The sequence below is a fragment of the Faunimonas pinastri genome, from assembly GCF_900110915.1.
Classification (GTDB): domain Bacteria; phylum Pseudomonadota; class Alphaproteobacteria; order Rhizobiales; family Afifellaceae; genus Faunimonas; species Faunimonas pinastri.
Genome location: NZ_FOFG01000001.1, coordinates 411,432 through 433,543, shown reverse-complemented (window position 1 = coordinate 433,543; position 22,112 = coordinate 411,432). Strand labels below are relative to the sequence as shown.

The following is a 22,112-nucleotide window of genomic DNA, read 5'->3' as shown; positions in this document are numbered from 1 at the left end:
CCCGTGTCCTCAGGCTCCGAGCAGCGTATCCCGGTCAAGTGTGAACTCGCTGTCGATCCAGCGCCGCTCCATCTCCCTGAGACGCTCCCCCATCTCCGGGCCGGGCTTCACGCCTCGCGCCAGCAGGTCCTTGCCCGTGACGGGAAACACCGGCTTCTGCCAGTCCTCCGCCGTGTTCAATTGCCGGCGAAATCCTTCCACGGAAGCCTCGTTACCCTTCGCCCGCTCCGAAGCGAGCGCCAGCTTCAGGCGATCGACCACGCCGTTGCGGCTCGTGCCGTAGAGCTGGCGGGCAAGCTCGGCTTCGGAGAGATCGGGGGCGGCCGTCTCCGCGTCGGCCCAGTCGAGCAGCCGCTCCTGCTCGCCCCGGGAAAGCCGCAGGCGCTGCGCCAGTGCATCGATCCGGGCGCGATGCGGCGGCAGGATCGATTCCAGCCGAAGCAGCGGATCGGCGATCCAGCCTTCCGCCTTTTCCGCCTCGACCATCCCGTGCAGTGCGTCGATGCCCCAGCTTTCCGGCAGAGCGCGCTGCAGCACCTCGGTGGTGCGCATCCACAGCATGGCGCGCGTCGGATCGGGCGCCCCCATGAGGCGCTTCATCTCCGCCCAGATGCGCTCGGCGGAAAGCGTCGCGATGCCGCCCTTCAGCCGCGCGGAAGCCTTCAGGCCCTCCGCATCAGGCCGGCCGTGACCGTACCAGGCGAAGAAGCGGAAGAACCGGAGAATGCGCAGGTAATCCTCGCGGATGCGATCCTCGGCATCGCCGATGAAGCGGATCTGCCGGGCGACGAGGTCGTCGTAGCCGCCGAGCGGATCGAACAGTTCACCGTCGTGATCGCAGTAGAGCGCGTTCATGGTGAAGTCCCGCCGCGCCGCGTCCTCCGCCCAGTCGGTGGTGAAGCGCACCACCGCATGGCGGCCGTCGGTTTCCACGTCGGCGCGCAAGGTCGTCACCTCGAATGGACGGCCGAAGGCCACGACCGTCACCGTGCCATGGTCGAGGCCGGTGGGCACCGCCTTCAGCCCTGCGGCCTCGGCGCGCTTGATCACTTCCTGTGGCGGCAGCACGGTTGCGAGGTCGATATCGGTCACCGGCTCGCCCAGGAGCGCGTTGCGGACGGAGCCGCCGACCACGCGGACGATGCCGGTCGTGCCCAGCGCGAAGAAGACGGCCTGGGTGGAGCGCCAGCCCAGGAACTCGGCATCAGCGAGCGATCGCACCGTGCGTGTTTGCGCAGTCATGAAGAACTTTCCGCTTCTGGATCGAGATAAAGGCGCTCGTAGAGAATGCGCAGGATGCCGGCCGTGATGCCCCAGATGTGCCAGTCCCGATAGGGCATTTCAAAGAAGAACCGCGTCATGCCCTGCCATTCCCGGCTGTTGCGGCGATGGTTGGCGGGGTTCATCAGGAAGGAAAGCGGCACTTCGAAGACGTCGGCCACCTCGTCCGGGTTGAGCGTCAGCGTGAAGCCCGGCCGCACCACCGCCAGCACCGGAGCGATGCGGTAGCCGGAGCCGGTGAGATAATCCGCGGCGAGACCGAGCGGCTCAACGAACTCCGGCGACAGGCCGATCTCCTCCTGCGCCTCGCGCAGCGCCGCCGCCTCCGGCCCCTCGTCCGTCGCGTCGATGCCGCCGCCGGGGAAGGCGATCTGCCCGGCATGGGAGCGCAGGGTCGCGGTGCGGCGGGTCAGCAGGATCGTCGCCTCCGCGCCGCGATCCACCACCGGCACCAGCACGGCGGCAGGCCGACGTTTCATCTCGCGGAACACCGCGTCCCAGCCGGGATTGAAGGAATGGTCGCCCACCGCCTCGCCGCGATCCGCGAGCCTGTCGGCGACGCGGCGGCGGAAGTCGGCGGCCGAAAAGTCTTGCGGGCTCGATGCCTGCGGTCGTTCCCCGGCCTTCGCGGCGCGCGCGATCCCCGCTTCCCGCCGCACGGCCTCCTTTGCGTTCACGTCACCGGCTTCCAAACCTGCACCTTCGCTCGCCTGCCGCTTTTCACCCTGCCCGCGCGCTGACACAATCGGCCACGACAATGAAACGGTCGCACTCAGTTGCCATCGGCGCTACACCTGACGGCACGACCGGGAAATAGGGTACTTCATGAGCGCATTCGAGCCCAGCATCACCGCGGCGGACGCCGCAGTCGAGCATGCGGACCGGATCACCACGACCCTGAAGGCGGCGCGCGCCGCCATCGGCCAGGTCATCTACGGCCAGGATGTGGTGATCGAGCGCGCGATGACGACCGTGCTGGCCGGCGGCCACGGCCTGCTGGTCGGCCTGCCCGGCCTTGCCAAGACCAAGCTGGTGGAAACGCTCGGCATCGTGCTCGGCCTCGATACCGGCCGCGTCCAGTTCACGCCGGATCTGATGCCGTCCGACATCCTGGGTTCCGAGATCCTCGAGGAAGCGCCGGGCGGCGGGCGTTCCTTCCGTTTCGTGCGCGGCCCGATCTTCGCACAGCTGCTGATGGCCGACGAGATCAACCGCGCCAGCCCGCGCACCCAGTCCGCCCTCCTGCAGGCGATGCAGGAGCGGCATGTGACGGTCGCCGGGGCGCGCCACGATCTGCCCGCGCCCTTCCACGTGCTGGCGACGCAGAACCCGCTGGAGCAGGAAGGCACCTATCCCCTGCCTGAAGCACAGCTCGATCGTTTCCTGATGCAGATCGACGTGCTCTATCCCGATCTCGACGCCGAACGCCGCATGCTCTTCGACACGACCGGCGCGGAGGAAAGCCGTCCGCAACAGGCGCTCGACGGCGCCGAGCTTCTGGGCATCCAGAATTTCGTGCGTCGGATGCCGGCGGGCGAGCAGGTGGTGGAAGCGATCCTCCGCCTCGTGCGCGCGCTGCGTCCGGGCGAGGCGCTACCGGAGGTCGCCAGCGAACTTGCCTGGGGGCCCGGCCCACGCGCCAGCCAGGCGCTGATGCTCACGGTCCGCGCCCGCGCGTTGCTGGGTGGCCGTCTCGCCCCCTCGCTGGACGATGTGTCGGCCCTCGCCGTTCCCGTGCTGCAGCATCGCATGGCCGTGACGTTCGGCGCGCGCGCCGAGGGGATCACCGTTCGCGACCTGATCGGCCGCGCCACGGCGCGCTGCCTCTAGGCACGCCCACACGCATGGCGGCAACCGGCCTGTCCACCTCCCCCAGCCGACATTCCCCGACGACCGCGCGCGCCGACGACGCCCGCAGCCTTGCCGCACGCCTGCCGGACCTGCTGGTGGCGGCGCGGCGGGTGGCGGCCAACGTGCTTCTCGGCGTGCATGGCCGCCGCCGCGCAGGCTCGGGCGAGACCTTCTGGCAGTTCCGTCCCTACATGCCGGGCGAGCCCGCCCGCCGCATCGACTGGCGACGCTCGGCCCGCGACCAGCACCTTTATGTGCGCGAGCGCGAATGGGAGGCCTCGCAGACGGTCTGGCTCTGGGCGGATCTGTCGCCCTCCATGGATTTCCGCTCCGACCTCTCTCCCGTCAGCAAGCTCGATCGCGCCGTGGTCCTGATGCTGGCCACCGCCGAAATGCTGGCGCGCGGCGGCGAGCGAGTGGGGCTGCCCGGCCTCGTCGAGCCGCAGCTCGGCCGCAACGCCGCCGACCGTTTCGCGGCCGCACTCGCGCGCGCGGAAAACCTGCCCGACTGGCCCGATATCCGTGGGGTGAAGCGGTTTTCCGAGCTCGTGATCGTCAGCGACTGCCTTTCCGAGATCGACACGATCCGCAATCGTTGCCGGGCCGTCGCCGATATCGGCGCGACCATGCACCTGCTGCAAGTGACCGATCCGGCGGAGGAAAGCTTCCCCTATGACGGGCGCTTCGAGTTCCGCGATCCGGAAAGCGGTGCGTTGTGGCTTTCGGAAAGCGCGGGATCGCTGCGCGAACGCTACATCGCCCGCCTTGCCGCGCACCGGGGGGAAATCGCGCTTTCCGCCCGCAAGGCCGGCTCCACCTTCGGCGTCCACCACACCGATCGGCCCGCTTCCGAGGGCCTGCTCTTCCTGCATTCCAGCCTGTCCGGCACGCCGTTGACGCGCTCCGGTGCAGCCCCGGCGAACCGCGCATGATGGGCTTCGGCTTCCTGTCGCCCTGGATCCTCGCGGCGCTCGCGGCGCTGCCGCTCCTGTGGTTGCTGCTTCGCGTCACCCCGCCTAAAGCGCGGCGCGTCGACTTTCCGCCGACCCGCATCCTGCTCGGCCTTGACGACCGCGAGCAGACGCCGGCGCGCACGCCCTGGTGGCTGACGGCGTTGCGCCTGCTGCTGGCCGGACTGATCATCGCGGCGCTGGCCGAGCCGGTGCTCCGGCCCGAAGCGCGGCTTACCACGGGCGGCAAGCAGCCGCTTCTCGTTCTCCTCGACAACGGCTGGGACGCCGCGCCCGATTTTCAGCAACGGCTCGACGCGGCCCGCGCCGCGATCCAGGAAGCCGAGCGCGACAGCCGCCCGGTGGCGCTTGTCGCGAGCGCCGAACCTAGTGCCGAGGGCATCACGCCGGGTGCCGCGACGGAAGCCGAACGACGCCTTTCCGCGCTCCGCCCCCGCCCTTTCCTGCCGGATCGCGCCGCTCTGGCGAAACGGCTCGCCGGGGCATTCGGCGAGCATTCCGCGAGCCTGCTCTGGATCGCCGGCACGCTGGACACGCCGGGCTCGGGTGCGCTGCACGATGCGCTGGACCGCATCGCCACCGACGCGAAGCTCCTTCAATCCTCCCGCCCGCTGACGGCGCTGCTGCCGCCTCGGAACGCCGCCGACGCGATCCGCGTGCCGCTCGTGCGCACGGTCCCCCTGCCCCCCAGCGGCGAGACGATGCAGGTCGCGGGCTTCGACAAGGAGGGCCGGCGCATTCTCGATGGGCCTGTTCGCTTCACGGATGGACTGCATGGCGAAGCCGAGATCCGCCTGCCGGCCGAACTGCGCAACGAGGTGACCCGCTTCGCGATCCTCGGTGAGGACAGCGCGGGAGCCGTGCAGCTCCTCGACAATCGCTGGCGGCGCAAGAGCGTGGGGCTCGTCGAAGGCACCGGCGACAACGACGCGCAGCCGTTGCTTTCCCCGCTCACCTATGTCCGCCGCGCGCTGGCGCCCAACGTCGATATCCTCGACCCCACCGGCAACGATATCGGGGCAGAGGTCGATGGGCTGATCGGGCGCGGAGCTTCCATTCTGGTGCTGACCGATATCGGCAATCTCGCGCCTGAGGTCACCGACAGGCTGCTGCGATGGATCGAGGCCGGCGGCACGCTCGTCCGCTTCGCCAGCCCCCGCCTCTCGGCCAGCGACGCAAGGTTGCTGCCGGTCCGCCTGCGCGAAGGCGAGCGCGATTTCGGGGGCTCGCTGTCCTGGGAACAGCCGCAGGCGATCGGCTCCTTCCCGGCCAGCGGCGCTTTCGCCGGCCTCGCCGTGCCACAGGACGTTCGCGTCGAGCGCCAGATCCTCGCCGATCCGGAATCGCTGCAGGGCGCGGCGGTCTGGGCTGAGCTGAAGGACGGGACGCCGCTGGTGACCGCACGCCGTGCCGGCGCCGGCCGCATCGTGCTGTTCCACGTCACCGCCGATCCCCGCTGGTCCAACCTGCCGATCTCCGGCTCCTTCGTGCAGATGCTCGACACGGTCGTGGATACAGCCGGGCTGGTCGACATGAGCAAGGTCAACGCGCCGACCAAGGGCAACGCACCCGCTTCCCCCGGCGCGCAGCCCGACACCTCGGGCAAGGCCGCACCGTGGAAGCCGGTGCAGGTGCTGGACGGCTTCGGCCACCTCACCCCGCCCGATCCCGGCGCGACCCTGGTCGCGGACATCGCCCGCACGCGGCCCTCGGCGGAAACCCCGCCCGGCATCTACGATCAGGCCGGTACGATCCGCGCGCTGAACACGGTGGAGAATGCCGCTGCGCTGAAGCTGCTGACGCCCGCCTCGCTGGGATGGCAGGGCGCGACGGCGACGTTGCAACCGCAGCAGAACAAGCCGATCTGGCCGTGGCTCCTGGCCGGCGCGGCGGTGCTCGCCGTCCTCGATGGCCTCGCCGTGCTGCTGCTTTCCGGCCGGCTTCGCCGCCCCGTCGCGGCGCGTGCGGCCGCTGCGGTGGCCCTCTTCCTGCTGGCCGGCCTCTTCACCCTGGCGCCCGGTCGCCCGGCGCTGGCGCAGGACAATCCGGGGGGCGCGCCTCAATCGGCGCTCTCCACCCGGCTCGCCTATGTCCGCACCGGCAATTCCGAGATCGACGATACCAGCAAGGCCGGACTTCAGGGCCTGACGACCGTGCTCGGCGAGCGCACGTCGCTGGAGCCGGGCGAACCCGCCGAAGTCGATATCGCGCACGACGAACTCGCCTTTTATTCCCTGCTTTACTGGCCGATCGACCCGAACGCGCCCGTGCCGCCGCCGGAAACCATGGCCCGCATCGACGCCTTCATGCAGAACGGCGGCACCATTCTCTTCGATACGCGCGATGGCGGCAGCTTCTCGCCGACCGGGGTCAGCCCGGAAACGCAGAAGCTTCGCGACATCCTGAAATTCGTCAACGTGCCGCCACTGCAGCCGGTGCCCGCCGACCACGTGCTGACCAAGACCTTTTTCCTCCTGCAGGATTTTCCGGGCCGCTGGGACACCTCCCCGCTCTGGGTGGAGGCTCTTGCCGCCGATCCGCAGCAGCGGAACCGGCCCGCGCGCGGCGGGGACGGCGTCTCGCCCATCCTTATCACCGGCAATGACATGGCGGCCGCCTGGGCCGTCTCTGCTGACGGGACGTTCCTTTATCCGACCGTGCCCGCCGATCCCCGGCAGCGGGAAATGGCATTCCGCGCCGGCGTCAACATCGTGATGTACACTCTGACGGGCAACTACAAGGCCGACCAGGTCCACGTGCCGGCCTTGCTTGAAAGGCTCGGGCAGTGAACGGCTACAGCCTCTCCTTCGAGCCGGTCCTGCCGTGGCCGGTCATTGCGGTTCTGGCCGTGCTGCTGGCCGTTGTCACCGCGCTGCTCTTCTGGCGGCGGATGCGCGGCGCGTGGCTGCGCGGGCTCGCCTGCGCGCTGCTGGTGCTGGCGCTCACCAATCCCGTGGCGCAGCGCGAGCAGCGTGACATGCTGCCCGGCGTCGTCGCGCTCGTGGTCGACGACAGTGGCAGCCAGACGCTCGGCAATCGCACGAAGCAGACGCAGGACGCGGTCGCCGGCATCAAGCAGCGCATCGCGGCGCTCGGCGGCTTCAATCTCCGCGAGATCCATGTCGGCGACAGCCAGTCCGGCGGAGGCACGCAGCTCTTTTCCGCGCTGACGCGCTCGCTGGACGATGTGCCGCCCGAGCAGATATCCGGCGCGATCTTCGTCACGGACGGGCAGGTCCACGACATTCCCGCCAATGCCGGCCAGCTCGGCTTCCGCGCGCCGGTCCATGCGCTGGTAACGGGCGAACGGACCGACAAGGACCGCCGCATCGTGCTGCGCCGCGCGCCGCGCTTCGCGATCCTCGGCGAGCCGCAATCCATCGACTACACCGTGCTCGATTCCGCGCTGCCGGATGGCACCCCGCTCACCGTGAAGATGCGGGTCGACGGGGTTGAGGTCGCCACCGACCGCGCGGAAGTCGGCGAGGTCAGGACCATCGACCTGCCGCTCCGCCATGCCGGCCACACCATCGTGGAGCTTGAGGTTGAGCCGGAAGCGGGCGAACTGACCGCGCAGAACAATGTCGCCGTGGCGGAGATGGACGTGGTGCGCGAGCATCTCCGCGTGCTGCTGGTTTCCGGCGAGCCGCATGCGGGCGAGCGGACGTGGCGCAACGCGCTGAAATCCGATGCGGCCGTCGATCTCGTCCACTTCACAATCCTGCGCCCGCCGGAGAAGCAGGACGGCACGCCGATCAACGAACTCTCGCTGATCGCCTTCCCCACCCGCGAGCTCTTCGACCAGAAGATCGATCAGTTCGACCTGATCGTCTTCGACCGGTACGAGCAACGCGGCGTGCTGCCGGTCAGCTATTACGACAACATCGCCAATTACGTGCGCCAGGGCGGAGCCGTTCTCGTCGCCTCCGGGCCGGAATATGCGGGCGAAGGCAGCCTCTACAATTCACCGCTGGGCTCGGTGCTGCCGGCCGTGCCGACGGGGGAGACGACCGAGCAGCCCTTCTATCCGATGGTCAGCGACATCGGCCGGCGCCATCCGGTGACGCGCGACCTGCCGGGCTCGGATACCAATCCGCCAAAATGGAGCCACTGGTTCCGCCTGATCGACAGCGAGGCGACCGGCGGCCAGACCGTGATGACCGGGCCGAACGATCTGCCGCTGCTTCAGCTCGCGCATGAAGGCGAAGGGCGCGCGGCCATGCTGCTCTCCGACCACGAATGGCTCTGGGCGCGCGGCTTCGAAGGCGGCGGGCCCCATGCCGCTCTGCTCCGCCGCGTGCTGCACTGGCTCATGAAGGAGCCGGACCTCGAAGAGGAAGCGCTGCGGGCCCGGGCCGACGGCCGCACCCTTATCGTGGAGCGGCAGACGCTGTCCGACACAGCCCCAACGGTGAAGGTCACCGACCCCTCCGGCAAGCCGGAAGCCGTAACGCTGAAACAGGCGGAACCCGGCCTCTGGCGCGGCACCATCCCCAATGCGCCGCTGGGCCTGCACCGAGCCGAGGACGGGTCGCTGACCGCACTCGCCCATGTCGGCCCCGCCAACCCCATCGAATTCCAGGACGTGCTGAGCGACACGGCGAAGCTGGGGCCGATCGCCAATGCGACCGGAGGCTCCGTGTCCCGCGTGTCCGAGGACGGTCGGCTGACCCTGCCCCGCATTTCAACCGTCTCCGCCGATGCGCCGGCCGCCGGCAGCGGCTGGATCGGCCTACGCCGCTCCGCCGCCTCGGTTCTGAAGGGTGTCGACCGCCTGCCGCTCTTCAGCGGCCTTCTCGGGCTCGCCATCCTGCTCGGCGCCTTCGCCGCTCTCTGGTTCCGCGAATCCCGCTGAGGGCAAAGCTTTCCGGACGAGGCTATCCGGGTCTTCCCGTAATGATGAAGATTTTCGCTTTTAAATCGGCGGCGCAATGCTAGCCTGCGCTCCTGCTTCGGCTCGCTTTAGCCGCTGAAGCTGCGTGATCGACTTCCATCCCGCCTGCCCGGGAAATAACGAGAAGCGACGCGCAAGAGGAAACGCCGATCGGAGGGGGCGAGAGATTTCTCGCGACGGCCGGTCATGCCCTGAGGGTTGCCATGACTGACTTTGCTGCGGACCGGTACACGGTCAAGACACTCACATCCAGCGAAACACGGCGCGTGATCTTCGGATCCTCGCTCGGCACCGTGTTCGAATGGTACGATTTCTATCTCTACGGGTCGCTTGCGGCGACGATTTCCAAGCAGTTCTTCTCCGGCGTCAATCCCACGGCCGGATTCATCTTCGCGCTGATGGCCTTCGCCGCCGGCTTCGCGGTCCGCCCTTTCGGGGCGCTGGTCTTCGGCCGGCTCGGCGACATCGTCGGGCGCAAATATACCTTCCTCGTCACCATCCTGATCATGGGCTTCTCGACCTTCCTGGTCGGCCTTCTCCCAAGTTACGCCTCCATCGGGATGGCCGCCCCGATCATCCTCGTGCTGCTGCGCCTCCTTCAGGGGCTGGCGCTCGGCGGCGAGTATGGTGGCGCGGCAACCTACGTGGCCGAGCATGCCCGCAGCGACAAGCGCGGGCTGATGACGAGCTGGATCCAGACCACGGCGACTTTCGGCCTGTTCCTGTCGCTGATCGTGATCCTGCTCTGCCGCTCCGCGACCGGTGCCGCCTTCGACACCTGGGGCTGGCGCATACCCTTCCTCGTTTCCATCATCCTGGTCGCCGTATCCGTCTGGATCCGCATGCAACTGCATGAATCGCCGCTGTTCCGGCAGCTGAAAGCCGAGGGCAAGCAGTCGAAGGCGCCGCTGACGGAATCCTTCGCCGAATGGGGCAACCTCAAGGTGGTGATCATCGCCCTCCTGGGCCTGACCGCCGGTTCGGCAGTCGTCTGGTACGCCGGGCAGTTCTACACGCTGTTCTTCCTGACGCAGACGCTGAAGGTGGACGCGGTCAGCGCCAACGTGATGCTTGCAATCGCGCTGCTCTTCGCCACGCCCTTCTTCCTGTTCTTCGGCTGGCTCTCCGACAAGATCGGCCGCAAGCCGATCATCCTGGCGGGCTGCCTCCTGGCCGCGCTGACCTATTTCCCGCTCTTCCATGCATTGACCAACGCGGCCAACCCGGCGCTCGCCGCCGCCGAAGCGGCCTCGCCGGTCACCATCGTCGCCAATCGCTCCGATTGTTCCGTGCAGTTTAATCCCGTCGGCACGTCGAAATTCACCAGTCCCTGCGATGTCGCCAAGGCGGCGCTGGTGAAGAGCGGCATTCCCTATTCCAACCAGTCCGGCCCCGCCGGCGCGGCGGAAATACACATCGGCGGCCAGACGATCCCGAGCTACGACGCGACCGCGCCCGACTCCAAGGCGACAGGGGCAGCCTTCACCCAAACCCTCACGGCGGCTTTGACAAAGGCCGGTTACCCCGCCAAGGCCGACCCGGCGCAGATGAACAAGGTGATGACCACGATCATCCTCTGGGTGCTGGTGCTCTACGTGACTATCGTCTACGGGCCGCTGGCGGCGATGCTGGTGGAGATGTTCCCGACGCGAATCCGCTATTCGTCCATGTCGCTGCCCTACCATATCGGCTTCGGCTGGTTCGGCGGGTTCCTTCCGCCGGTCGCCTTCGCCATCGTGGCGGCCAACGGCAACATCTACTCCGGCCTCTGGTATCCCGTGATCGTGGCGGCGCTGACCTTCGTGATCGGCCTCTTCTTCGTGCGGGAAACCCGGCGCAACCGGCTGACGGACTAGATCGGGGTCGCCCTCAGCGGGGCCGCCCTTCGGCGTCCCCCACCACCATTCCCTGGAGCCGCGCGGCCACGCCCGGCTCCAGCTCCGCGACCAGCAGGCGGGCGGGATCAACCGGTCCGGGCATCTGCACCCGCTGGATCGACAGCGGCACGAAGCCGAACTGGCCGTAATAGGGCGCGTCGCCGACCAGCACCACGAAGGGGCAACCGGCGTGCTTCGCCGCCGCGAGGCAATGGTGCATCAGCGCCCGGCCGAAACCCATGCTCTTGTATTCCGGCTGGACCACGAGCGGACCCAGCAGCGTGCCGCGGTCCGCGCCCACCCGCACCGGCGTCAGCCAGACCGAGGCGATGAGGGCGCCGTCATGCTCCACGACGAAGGAGAGGCCGGGATCGTGATCCGCCTGCTCGCGCACGCGGAAGGCCGCGCGGGTGTAGGCGCCGGGCCCGAAGGCCGCCGCCTGCAGGGCTTCCACGGCCGGGATGTCGGAGGCCCGCTCAGGCCGGATGAATTGCGTCTGGTCAGTCATGGCGTCCCGCGAGGCTCGGGGGTAACAGGCGGGCGCCAGAGAAGATCCGTCCGGCCCGCTAGAGGATAGGCGCGCGCAAGGCGCGAGAGCGTCGCTCTCCTCGTCGCAGCCAGACTGGAAGCTGCGGAACTGGGCAGGGGGTAAGAACCATGCCGGGGCGCCTAGCATGCGCGCGGGACAGCCGCAAGCGGAACAAGCGCGAGCGGGCCATCGTTCAGCAAAGCGGAACACTTCCTTCACGCCGTTGCGGGCGTGCGGCAGATCCTTAAGGGTCAGCGGGAGGGCGCAGGGGCGCCGGATCATCGGAGAAGACAATGGGCCTGCTCGTCGACGGCGTATGGCACGACCAATGGTACGACACCTCCGCGTCGGGCGGCCGCTTCGTGCGCAGCACGGCGAAATTCCGCAACTGGGTGACGGCCGACGGTTCGCCCGGCCCTTCCGGCGAGGGCGGCTTCAAGGCCGAGCCCGGCCGCTACCATCTTTACGTTTCGCTGGCCTGTCCCTGGGCGCATCGCACCCTGATCTTCCGCAGCCTGAAGAAGCTGGAGGACGCGATCGGCGTTTCCGTCGTCGAGCCGCACATGCTGGAAAACGGCTGGGAGTTCAGCGAGCGCCATCCCGACCACCTCTTCGGGTCGCCCCACCTCTACGACGTCTATCTCCGCGCGTTGCCCGACATGACGGGCCGTGTCACCGTTCCGGTGCTCTGGGACAAGGAGCGGGGGACGATCGTCAGCAACGAATCCTCCGAGATCATCCGGATGCTGAATTCCGCGTTCGACGCTTTCGGCGACGCGTCGCTCGATTTCTACCCGGAAGAGCTTCGGACCGGCATCGAGGAGATCAACCTGGTCATCTACGATACCGTCAATAACGGGGTCTACAAGGCCGGGTTCGCCACCACGCAGGAGGCCTATGAGGAGGCCTATCGCGGCCTGTTCAGCACGCTCGACATGCTTGAGCAGCGGCTTTCAAAGGGCCGGTTCCTGATGGGCGAGCGGCTGACGGAGGCGGATTGGCGGCTCTTCACCACGCTGCTTCGCTTCGATCCCGTCTATTTCGGTCACTTCAAGTGCAACCGGCAGCAGATCGCCGACTTCCCGAACCTCTCCAACTATCTCCGCGACCTCTATCAGGTGCCGGGCGTGGCGGAGACGGTGAGTATCGAGCACATCAAGCAGCACTATTATTACAGCCACGCCACCATCAACCCGACGCGGATCGTGCCGCTCGGCCCGGAGATGCATCTGGACGCGCCGCACGACCGCGACCGCTTCCGTGGTGAAGGCATTCCCCGTCCCATCGCGGCCTGAGTTCGGCCCAGATGCCTGCCGGGGGCCTCTGCCGGGGGCGCCTGCCGGAGCGGTTCTACCAGAGCGGGCTGGGCGGCTTGCCGTTCAGCACCTCATCGATGCGGCGCCGGGTGGCCGGCGTCGCATCCGCCGGCAGCGCGTCGAGCGGAAATCGATCCAGCGCGATGATCTCGCGGTTCGGCACCTTCGGCGTCACTGGCTGCGTCCACTCGCGGGCAACCAGCAGCGCCACGTGGTCGCGTGGATGCATGCGGCCATTATAGTAGAAGCCGAAAAGCGCCGGCGGCGCGCCCAGCACCGCCCCCGCCTCCTCGTGAATCTCGCGGGCCGCCGCATCGTGGATGGTCTCGCCGCGCTCCACGCCGCCGCCCGGCAGATACCAGCCCGGCATGTAGGAATGCTTCACCAGAAGGACCTGCCCCTCCTCGATCAGCATCACGCGCACGCCCAGCGTCATGCCGCGCACCATCTGCCAATAGGCGAAGAGGCCCGGTTTCAGCACGGAACGGAGAAAGGGGAGGCTAACCACGGGCATCGGACGGAACGGATCTCCTGGCACCCGAAGGGCGACATGAACAAACTATGCCACCGAAACGTTGCGGCAGGGACCAGCCCGTTCTAACCCGGCAGCCATGTTTCGCCTTGCACAGATTTCCGACATTCACCTTGGCCCGATCCCGAAGCCGACCTGGCGGCAGCTGATGTCGAAGCGCGCGATCGGCTATACCAACTGGCGCCGCAATCGGGCCCGCGCGATGACGGCGGAAACGCTGAACCGGCTGGTCGACGACATGGAGGCGCAGGCGCCGGACCATATCGCCGTCACCGGCGATCTCACCAACATCGCGCTCCTCAAGGAATTCGTCGCCGCGCGTCGCTGGCTGGACGAATTGGGCGAACCCGACCGCGTCACCGTCATTCCCGGCAACCATGACGCCTATGTTCCCAATGCCGGCCGCCGCTTCCGCCGCCTGTGGGCGCCCTACATGCTGGGAGACGACGCGGTGCGCGTCGACGAGGCGCTCTTTCCCTTCATGCGCCGCAAGGGCGACGTCGCGATCATCGGCGTGTCTTCCGCCGTGGCCTCCGCCCCCTTCATGGCGACGGGCCGCGTGGGAAGCGGGCAGACGGATCGCCTCAGGATCCTGCTGGAGCAGGCGCGCGAGGAAGATCTTTTCCGCGTCGTGCTGATCCATCATCCGCCCAAGCTGATCGATCCCCGCAGCACCTGGCGGCGGCTGACCGACGGCAAGCGCTTCCGCGCCATGATCGAGGAAACCGGCGCCGAGCTGATCGTCCACGGGCACGAGCATATCCGCTCCATGACGGCGATTCCCGGCCCGCGCGGCCCTATCCCGGTGGTGGGCGTGCCGGCCGGCAGCGGCCCGGCCATCGGCGGCCCGCGCGCGGGGGGCTACGCCATTCATGAGATCGGCGGTTGCAAGCGGGGTTGCGAGGTGACCGTGATCCATCGCGGCTACAACAGCGCGGGCGAGATCGAGGAAACGGTGCGATCGAGCTACACGATTGCCCGATGAAACTGCGCGACGAGCGGTGCGCTGAGGCGTGAAGAACTAGCTCGCGGTGATCCAGGCGAAAGCCAGCAGCAGCAGGATGCCGCCGACGATACCGAGCGCGAAGCCGAGGAAGCCCCAGAGGACGCTGCGCATGTCCTGCGGCTTTGCCGGAGCAACGATGGGCGCGGCGACAGCGTCCTTTCGCAAGGAGGGCGTCCAGCCGGCAGCGATCGCCTGCTCGCCCTCCACGATCCGCTCGGCCACGTAGGCCGTCACGGCGTCGGCGATCACGTCGATCTGGGGGCTTTCGACCAGGATGGAACGGCCAAGGCGGGTGTCGCGGAGGAAGCGATAGGTACGCCGGTCGCGGGCCAGCATGACGAAGCTCGTGGCGTCCACCCAGAAGCGTGGCGGGTTGCCGGGCAGCACCGCGAGGGAAAACTGATCGAGGTTTTCGGGAATGTCGTCGGCGACGGATTGCAACGCCTCGGCCAGGAGGTCCAGCCGCGCCTGCTCGGCGTCGCGCAGTTCCACGGCGGCGTCGGTACGCTCCGCCTGGGCGATGCGGATCTCTCGGATCGCCGAATGAAGGTCCCGGACCGTCTTGCCGTCTCCCTCGCTCACGTCTGTCCCACCGGTTGCGCTGCCGCCAATGTCTTAGCAATTCGCTAACCAGAGCTCACGCGCCAATCCGTCGGAAAGGGTGCCTTCGTGACGTTATGGTAAACGGCGAAGGGCGGGAGCGAAGATTCCGCTGCGACACAATGATGCGGACGCGGGCGTCCTCGCGCAGCCATAATTGGAGGCCAGAAAGAGCGTCCAGAGCAAAGAAGGTCGAGCGGGGCAGGAACTCCATTCATCCATATACGTTTCGGCACGACGATCCAGCCGCGGGGGCGACCTGGACATGGAGAATTAACCGTTTCCAGCCAGACACACGCTGTGCGTATCGGATCGGTCTCAGTCCAGGATTGATGACTTTCGGATACATACGGCTATTGCAATCTGTTCGCATGAACCGATTCATGCGAAGCCGGGTAACGTGCTTGTATTGGGTAAGCTGATCGTGAGCGATGAAATCTCGAAGATGCCTGACGGACAGATGGATCGCCGTACCTTTGTCCAGGGCGTTGCGAGTCTGGCCGCGGCCGGAACGCTTGCGACTGTGACATCGGCTCGCGCCCAGACCCCCTCGCCGGTCCAGGTGGGTCTCGGGCAGGCGGTTCCGTTCGACCATGCGTGGTTGCTGCGGCAGGCCCAGCAACTTTCCACCCAGCCCTACAAGGACCCGGCCAGCACGCTGCCGGACGCCCTGGGCGATCTCTCCTACGACCAGTATCGCGATATCCGCTTCAAGCCGGAAGCCCGCATCTGGGCCGGTGACAATCTCCCCTTCGAGCTCGACCTCTTCCATGAAGGGTTCATGTTCAAGAACCGGGTCGAGATCTCGCTGGTCGAGAAGGGCATGGCCCAGACGATCCAGTATTCGCCGAATCTCTTCACCTTCGGCCCGTCGGTAAAGCAGCCGACGGACACGCAGAACCTTGCCTTTTCCGGCTTCCGGGTGCGCAGCCAGATCAACAACCCGAATGTCTGGGACGAATTCCTGGTGTTCCAGGGCGCCAGCTACATGCGCGCCGTCGGCAAGAACCAGACCTACGGACTTTCCTCGCGCGGCCTCGCCCTCAAGACGGCGGAGCCCGAGGGCGAGGAATTCCCGGCCTTCACGCATTTCTGGATCGAGCGCCCGGCCGGCAACTCGCCGGTGCTGGTCATCCATGCATTGCTGGACAGCCCGTCCACGACCGGCGCCTACCGCTTCTCCGTGCGCCCGGGCGACGAAACCAACGTGGACGTGGAAGCCGCCATCTATCCGCGCAGCGCGCTGAACAGCTTCGGCATGGCGCCGCTGACGTCGATGTTCCTGTTCGACGACACCTACCGCGCCAGCTTCGACGATTACCGCACCGCCGTGCATGATTCCGACGGCCTGCAAATGCAGACCGGCGCGGGCGAGTGGCTGTGGCGGCCCCTGGCCAACCCGGCGGAACTTCAGATCTCCGCCTTCCAGGACGTATCCCCGCGCGGTTTCGGCCTGATGCAGCGCAGCCGCCGCTTCCAGGACTACGAGGATCTCGAAGCCCGCTACGAGCGTCGACCGAGCCTCTGGGTCGAGCCGATCGGCGACTGGGCGGAAGGTCGCGTGGAACTCGTCGAGATCCCCACGCAGATGGAGATCCACGACAACATTGTGGCCTACTGGCGGCCCAACAATCCGGTAGGCGCCGGCGGTCCGTTCACCTTCTCCTACCGCACGCGCTGGCTGAACACGGTTAACCCGCCGCCGGAGCTCATGACCGTGGCCGCCACCCGCGCCGGCCTGACCATCGACGGAAAGCGACGGATTTTCCAGATCGATTTCGCCGGCAAGAATGCGGCGTCCCCGCAGGGCGTTTCGATCGACGTCACGACCTCGGTCGGCAAGATCCTGAACCCCGTCCTGCAGAGCAATCCATACGACCAGACGCTGAGGGTCTCGTTCGAACTGGACAACGACAACAAGCCGCTTGCCGAGCTTCGCGTTCGCCTGATGGCGGACAACAAGGCCATCAGCGAAACCTGGCTCTACCGCTGGACCAAAAGATGACCAAGGACGCCGGGCTGACATTCCGCCCAGGAATGGCGATGCCCGCACGGGAACCTCTGGACATGCCTGTCCAGAGGCTGCGAAAGGCTCCGGCGGGCGTCCGCTTCGACGCGATCGACAGCCGCGTCGCCATCGCCCGCCTGATCACCTTCGTCGGCGCGATCCTGCTCCTTGGCTACGGCATCGAGGAGATGATCGAGGTCGTCTCGCCCGGCGGCATCACGATCCTGGAATGGATCATGACCGGCCTCTTCGCGATCACCTTCGGCTGGATCGCGATGGCAGCCACGACCGCGCTGGCGGGAGCCTTGATGCCGCCGCGCCGCGTGTCGCGCGAACTTCCGCCGGAAGGGCTGAAGAGCCGCACCGCGCTGGTCATGCCGGTCTACCATGAGGACCCGATCCGCACGACAGCGACGCTCCGCACGATGGCGGAGGATATCGCGGCCAAGGGCGTGGCCCATGCCTTCGAAATCGTCATCCTGTCCGATTCCACCGATCCCGATTCCTGGATCCGCGAAACCATCGCCGTCGGCCGGCTGGCCGAACAACTTTCCGGCGTCATGCCCGTCTGGTACCGCCGCCGCTGGTTCAACACGGCCAAAAAGGCCGGCAACATCAAGGATTTCGTCGAGCAGTGGGGCGGTCGCTACGACCATATGCTGGTGCTCGACGCCGACAGCCTGATGACGGCGGAAACGCTGATCGCGCTGGCCGCCGGCATGGAAGCCGACCCCCGGCTGGGTATCCTCCAGACCGTTCCGGCGCTGGCCGGCGGCACCTCCGTCTTTGCCCGCATGCAGCAGTTCGCTGGGCGCATCCACGGGCCCATCGTGGCGCGCGGGCTCGCGTCCTGGTCGGGCTCGGACGGCAATTACTGGGGCCATAACGCGATCATCCGCACCGCCGCCTTCGCTGCCTGCTGCGGCCTGCCGGAACTGCCGGGACGCAAGCCCTTCGGCGGCCCCATCATGTCGCACGATTTCGTCGAGGCGGCGCTGATGCGGCGCGCCGGGTGGCGCGTGGAGATGGCGAACGACCTGTTCGGCTCCTGGGAAGAAAGCCCCCCGTCTCTGATCGACGTCGCGGTCCGCGACCGCCGCTGGGCGCAGGGCAACCTGCAGCATGCCAGCGTGATCCCGACGCGCGGCTTCGTGTGGGCGAGCCGGATGCATTTCATCACCGGTATCATGAGCTATCTCGCCTCGCCGCTCTGGCTGGCGCTGATCATCGCCGGCCTCTCGCTGTCGGCGCAGGCGCAGTTCATCCGCCCGGAATATTTCAGCTCGAACTTCCAGCTCTTCCCGACCTGGCCGAGCTTCGATTCCGCGCGAATGATCCGGCTGTTCATGCTGACCATGCTGGTGCTCTTCCTGCCGAAGATCTTCGGCATGGTCCGGGCCATGTTCCACCGAGACCTGCGCCGGGCCGCCGGCGGCCCCATCGGGCTTGTCGTCAGCGTGCTCGTCGAGATCATCCTGTCCGCGCTCTACGCGCCCGTGATGATGCTGGTCCATACGCGCCACGTGATCGATATTCTCGCCGGGCGGGATTCCGGCTGGTCGGCGCAGCGCCGAAACGCGCAGACCGGCTGGGGCGAAGCCTGGTTCCACCATCGCTGGCACACGCTGTTCGGCGTGTTCCTGATGCTGGTCTGCGTGCTCCTGACGCCCGCGATCCTGGCCTGGCTCTCCCCCGTGCTGCTCGGGTTGATCTTCTCCATCCCGCTTTCGCTGATCAGCGGCAGTTCCCGCCTCGGCGGCGCGATGCGGCGCCTGACGCTGCTGCGTATTCCCGAGGAAGCGTTTCCCGACGCGATCTTCGCGCGGCGCGAGGAACTGGAGGCGGAGGCCCCTCCCCTGCCGGTGGACGCCATCGCGGCGATCGCGACGGACGAAACCTCCCGCAACCTGCACTTCGAACGCAGCACCCCCGCCCCGCCCCGCAAGCGCGGAGAACCGGAAGCCGACTACCTGACAGCGGCGGAAAAAATCCGCGAGGGCAACGATCTGGAAGAGGTGCTTGGCTGGCTGCATCGCAAGGAGCGGCTGCATATCGCTTCGAGCCGCATCCTCGTGGAGCAGCTTTCCGCATTGCCCCGCGACGGCAGGAGCCACAATGCGACCGCGGGCGAAGCGTTGCCGCACCCGGTTTCCCCGGCCCCTTCCGCGGAAATCGGCCCGAGTTCGGTCGTCACCGCGGCGCAAGCCTGAATGAGAAAAGGCCGCCCCCGGGGCGGCCTTTTTTGTCGCATGTCGCTGCCCCCCTGAGGTTTCCCGGTGAGGCTACCTCTCCGACTGCCGGGATCAGGCTGGCCGGGGAAGCGCGAGCCCGTTTTCATCGAAAAGGTGCAGGAATTCCGGCACTGGCTTCAGCCGGACCATCTCGCCCGGCTGATGCAGCGCCTCGCCGACGATGCGCGCGGCGATCAGGCCATGTTCGGCCATTTCCACATAGACATAGGTGTCGGAGCCGAGATGCTCGACATGGCTCACCATGGCGCTCCAAGGTCCGTCGGCGGCGATTTCCAGGTTCTCCGGCCGTATGCCCAGCGTTTGCGCGCCATGTTCGGCCGCGATCGCGCCCCCGATGAAATTCATCTTGGGCGAGCCGATGAACCCGGCGACGAAAAGGTTGGCGGGATTCTTGTAAAGCTCCATGGGCGAGCCGACCTGCTCGATCCGGCCGCCATTGAGGACCACGATCCTGTCGGCCAGCGTCATCGCCTCCGTCTGGTCGTGCGTGACGTAAACCAGCGTGGCGCCGAGCAGACGGTGCAGCTTGGCGATCTCGATGCGGGTGTTGACGCGCAGCGCCGCGTCGAGGTTGGAGAGCGGCTCGTCGAAGAGGAAGAGCTTGGGCTGGCGCACGATGGCGCGACCGATGGCGACGCGCTGGCGCTGGCCGCCGGAAAGCTCGGACGGCCGCCGATCGAGCAAAGCGTCGAGCGCCAGAATGTCGGCGGCTTTCTTGATCCTCGCCTCGATCTCGGCCTTCGGGATCCCTTCCTGCTTCAGCGCCAGCCCCATGTTCCCGCGCACATTGAGATGCGGGTAGAGCGCGTAGGACTGGAACACCATGGCGATGCCACGCTTGGCCGGCGGCACGGCGTCAACGACCTGGTCGCCGATGCGGACATGACCGGAGGTCTGGTCCTCAAGCCCGGCGATGATCCGCAGCAGCGTGGACTTTCCACAGCCGGAGGGGCCGACGAAGACGATGAACTCGCCTTCCCGGACATCGAGGTCGACGCCCTTGATCACATCGGTCTTGCCGAAGGATTTCGTCACTTTTTCCAGGGCGAGTGATGCCACTATGCGTCTCCGGGTGGTCTCATGTCTAAAGGTCGATAGCGCGGTTTTCGCGCATGCCGCGGTCGGCGGCGAGGGCGATTTCCAGCGAACGTACGGCGTCTTCCATGTGGCGCGTCAGGTCCATGTCCTCGCGGATCGCCTTCAGCACGAAAGCCTGCTCGCGGTCGCAGAGATCCTGATGGCCGGGTTCGCCTTCCATGGACACGAAACGGTCCGCCTCGGCGAAGCGGCCATCGGCGCCCCGCTCGGCGGAATGGATACGGATGCGCGCCGTCCTGGTATGCGTGTCGATATCGGCGGATGCCGCGCCCTCGTCCATGACGATGGACACGCAGCCGGCCGGGCTCATCACGTCCTTCACGAAGAAGGCGGTTTCCGAGATCATCGGCCCCCATCCCGCCTCGTACCAGCCGACGGAGCCATCGTCGAAGAGCACCTGCAGATGGCCGTAATTCACCATGTCCGGCCCGATCTCGTCGGAAAGCCGCACGCCCATGCCGCGCACCTGGACCGGCCGCGCATCGGTAATCTGGCACATGACGTCGAGATAATGCACCCCGCAATCCACGACGGGCGAGGTCGCCTCCATCAGCCGCTTGTGGATCTCCCAGGCGGGGCCGGACGATTGCTGGTTCAGATTCATGCGGAAAACATAGGGGCCACCGAGCGCCCGCGCGCGGGCGATGAACTCGATCCACGACGGATGGTGGCGCAGGATATAGCCGATCACGAGCTTGCGCCCGGTCGCCCTGGCGCAATCCACGACGCGGCGCGCATCGGCGACATTGGGCGCCAACGGCTTTTCCACGAAGACATGCGCCCCCTGCTCCATCGCGCGGATCGCGAGATCGGCATGGGCGTCGGAGTAGGTATTGACGGAAACGAGGTCCGGTTTCGCCGCGAAAACGGCGTCCACGTCGGTGGAGAGCGGATAGGCTCGCAGATCCCCCGGCAGATCCGGCGCCGACCGGTTCGCCATGGCCACGATCTCGAAGCCCGGATTGGCGTGGTAGGCCAGCGCGTGCGACCTGCCCATCTGGCCGAGGCCGATGATCCCGACCCGGAGCGGCGCCTCCGGCGCGTCCCCGCTCATTTGACAGCTCCGGCGGTGATGCCGCGGATCAGTTGCCGCGAGAAGATGAAGTAGAGGATCAGCACCGGCAGGATCGCCAGCGAAAGCGCCGACAGGACGGCGTTCCAGTTGGTCACGAACTGGCCGAGGAAGAGCTGGGCGCCGAGGGTGACCGTGCGGGTGGATTCGCCGGGCGCGAGGATCAGCGGGAACCAGAGGTCGTTCCAGATCGGGATCATGGTGAACACGGCCACCGTCGCCATGGCCGGGCGAACGAGCGGCAGCACCAGCCGGAAGAAGATCGTGTATTCCGAAAGCCCGTCGATGCGCGCGGCGTTCTTCAGGTCGGCGGAAACCTGCTGCATGAACTCCGCGAGGATGAAGACGGCAAGCGGAATGCCCTGCGCCGTATAGACCAGGATCAGCGCCAGATGCGTGTCGACGAGACCGCTCGCCGCCATCATCTGCAGGATGCCGATGGTGCCAAGCCGGATCGGGATCATGATGCCGAGCGCCAGGAAGAGGCCGAGCGCCGTGTTGAGTCGGAAGCGGTATTCCGACAGCGCGAAGGCCGCCATCGCCCCGAACAGCAGCACGAAGAAGATCGACACCAGCGTCACGATCAGGCTGTTGCCGAAATAGCGGATGAAGTGCCCCTCTCCGAGCACGGTCTGGTAGCCGATCATGCTGAAGGTGCTGCCGGTGGGAGGCATCAGCGGCTCGCGGAAGATCCCGGCCCGGCTCTTGAACGAATTCATCAGGATCAGGATGACCGGCGAGAGCGCGACGATCGTCCAGACGATCAACGCGAGATGGACGAGGCCGGTGCGGGCGGGGGAGGAACGTGCAGGTCTCATCGCGCCC

17 protein-coding genes are annotated in these 22,112 nt (G+C 67.2%); 9 read left to right on the top strand and 8 right to left on the bottom strand.

The window, feature by feature from the left end; all coding sequences use genetic code 11:
• Positions 1-9 precede the first annotated feature (9 nt).
• Together BMY25_RS01995 and BMY25_RS01990 are read right to left on the bottom strand one after the other, a co-directional pair.
• On the bottom strand, positions 10-1,242 hold the full coding sequence (locus BMY25_RS01995) for a CCA tRNA nucleotidyltransferase (protein ID WP_092494900.1): 1,233 nt from the start codon (positions 1,240-1,242) through the stop codon (positions 10-12).
• Positions 1,239-1,922, bottom strand: coding sequence for a CoA pyrophosphatase (locus BMY25_RS01990; protein WP_092495155.1), 684 nt, complete (start codon positions 1,920-1,922; stop codon positions 1,239-1,241). The genes BMY25_RS01995 and BMY25_RS01990 overlap by 4 nt, the downstream gene beginning before the upstream one ends.
• Before the next feature lie 184 nt (positions 1,923-2,106).
• On the opposite strand from BMY25_RS01990, the gene BMY25_RS01985 reads away from it, so the two are divergent.
• From BMY25_RS01985 to BMY25_RS01965, 5 genes are all read left to right on the top strand, one after another.
• The gene (locus BMY25_RS01985) at positions 2,107-3,111 is read left to right on the top strand and encodes an AAA family ATPase (RefSeq protein ID WP_092494899.1); all 1,005 of its coding nucleotides are present in this window, start codon (positions 2,107-2,109) and stop codon (positions 3,109-3,111) included.
• Positions 3,112-3,125: 14 nt separating this feature from the next.
• The gene (locus BMY25_RS01980; RefSeq protein ID WP_092494898.1) at positions 3,126-4,064 is read left to right on the top strand and encodes a DUF58 domain-containing protein; all 939 of its coding nucleotides are present in this window, start codon (positions 3,126-3,128) and stop codon (positions 4,062-4,064) included.
• Positions 4,061-6,892, top strand: coding sequence for a DUF4159 domain-containing protein (locus BMY25_RS01975; protein ID WP_092494897.1), 2,832 nt, complete (start codon positions 4,061-4,063; stop codon positions 6,890-6,892). The genes BMY25_RS01980 and BMY25_RS01975 overlap by 4 nt, the downstream gene beginning before the upstream one ends.
• Positions 6,889-8,958, top strand: a complete 2,070-nt coding sequence (locus BMY25_RS01970; protein WP_092494896.1) for a hypothetical protein — start codon at positions 6,889-6,891, stop codon at positions 8,956-8,958. The genes BMY25_RS01975 and BMY25_RS01970 overlap by 4 nt, the downstream gene beginning before the upstream one ends.
• 242 nt (positions 8,959-9,200) lie before the next feature.
• Entirely contained in the window at positions 9,201-10,853 is a 1,653-nt protein-coding gene (locus tag BMY25_RS01965; RefSeq protein WP_092494895.1) for an MFS transporter, read from the top strand.
• Positions 10,854-10,866: 13 nt separating this feature from the next.
• On the opposite strand, the gene BMY25_RS01960 is transcribed toward BMY25_RS01965, so the two are convergent.
• A complete protein-coding gene (locus BMY25_RS01960; protein ID WP_092494894.1) occupies positions 10,867-11,382 on the bottom strand; it encodes a GNAT family N-acetyltransferase in 516 nt (171 codons plus the stop codon).
• A gap of 314 nt (positions 11,383-11,696) precedes the next feature.
• Here BMY25_RS01960 and BMY25_RS01955 point away from each other — a divergent pair, with 314 nt between their 5' ends.
• Positions 11,697-12,698: a glutathione S-transferase family protein gene (locus BMY25_RS01955; RefSeq protein ID WP_092494893.1), complete on the top strand. Its 1,002-nt coding sequence runs from the start codon at positions 11,697-11,699 to the stop codon at positions 12,696-12,698.
• A gap of 55 nt (positions 12,699-12,753) precedes the next feature.
• Here BMY25_RS01955 and BMY25_RS01950 read toward each other — a convergent pair whose 3' ends face one another.
• On the bottom strand, positions 12,754-13,233 hold the full coding sequence (locus BMY25_RS01950; RefSeq protein ID WP_238858097.1) for an NUDIX domain-containing protein: 480 nt from the start codon (positions 13,231-13,233) through the stop codon (positions 12,754-12,756).
• Between the two features lie 97 nt (positions 13,234-13,330).
• Between BMY25_RS01950 and BMY25_RS01945 the strand changes: the two genes are divergently transcribed.
• Positions 13,331-14,236 carry a metallophosphoesterase family protein gene (locus BMY25_RS01945; protein ID WP_092494892.1) on the top strand — a complete coding sequence of 302 codons (906 nt, stop codon included), beginning with the start codon at positions 13,331-13,333 and terminating at the stop codon, positions 14,234-14,236.
• A 36-nt stretch (positions 14,237-14,272) separates the two neighbouring features.
• Here the strand turns inward: BMY25_RS01945 and BMY25_RS01940 are convergent, their stop codons facing one another.
• Positions 14,273-14,839, bottom strand: coding sequence for a hypothetical protein (locus tag BMY25_RS01940; RefSeq protein WP_092494891.1), 567 nt, complete (start codon positions 14,837-14,839; stop codon positions 14,273-14,275).
• A gap of 463 nt (positions 14,840-15,302) precedes the next feature.
• Here BMY25_RS01940 and BMY25_RS01935 point away from each other — a divergent pair, with 463 nt between their 5' ends.
• Together BMY25_RS01935 and mdoH are read left to right on the top strand one after the other, a co-directional pair.
• Positions 15,303-16,862 (top strand): OpgD/OpgG family glucan biosynthesis protein, encoded by a 1,560-nt coding sequence (locus BMY25_RS01935; protein ID WP_238858096.1) that lies wholly within the window; start codon positions 15,303-15,305, stop codon positions 16,860-16,862.
• Positions 16,859-19,075 (top strand): glucans biosynthesis glucosyltransferase MdoH, encoded by a 2,217-nt coding sequence (gene mdoH / locus BMY25_RS01930; RefSeq protein ID WP_092494890.1) that lies wholly within the window; start codon positions 16,859-16,861, stop codon positions 19,073-19,075. Before BMY25_RS01935 ends, mdoH begins: the two co-directional genes overlap by 4 nt.
• Positions 19,076-19,168: 93 nt before the next feature.
• On the opposite strand, the gene BMY25_RS01925 is transcribed toward mdoH, so the two are convergent.
• From BMY25_RS01925 to BMY25_RS01915, 3 genes are read right to left on the bottom strand one after another with little or no spacing between them, the layout of a single operon-like run.
• A complete protein-coding gene (locus BMY25_RS01925; protein WP_092494889.1) occupies positions 19,169-20,176 on the bottom strand; it encodes an ABC transporter ATP-binding protein in 1,008 nt (335 codons plus the stop codon).
• A gap of 25 nt (positions 20,177-20,201) precedes the next feature.
• Positions 20,202-21,269: a Gfo/Idh/MocA family protein gene (locus BMY25_RS01920; RefSeq protein ID WP_092494888.1), complete on the bottom strand. Its 1,068-nt coding sequence runs from the start codon at positions 21,267-21,269 to the stop codon at positions 20,202-20,204.
• The gene (locus BMY25_RS01915) at positions 21,266-22,105 is read right to left on the bottom strand and encodes a carbohydrate ABC transporter permease (RefSeq protein ID WP_092494887.1); all 840 of its coding nucleotides are present in this window, start codon (positions 22,103-22,105) and stop codon (positions 21,266-21,268) included. The genes BMY25_RS01920 and BMY25_RS01915 overlap by 4 nt, the downstream gene beginning before the upstream one ends.
• Between the last annotated feature and the right edge of the window lie 7 nt (positions 22,106-22,112).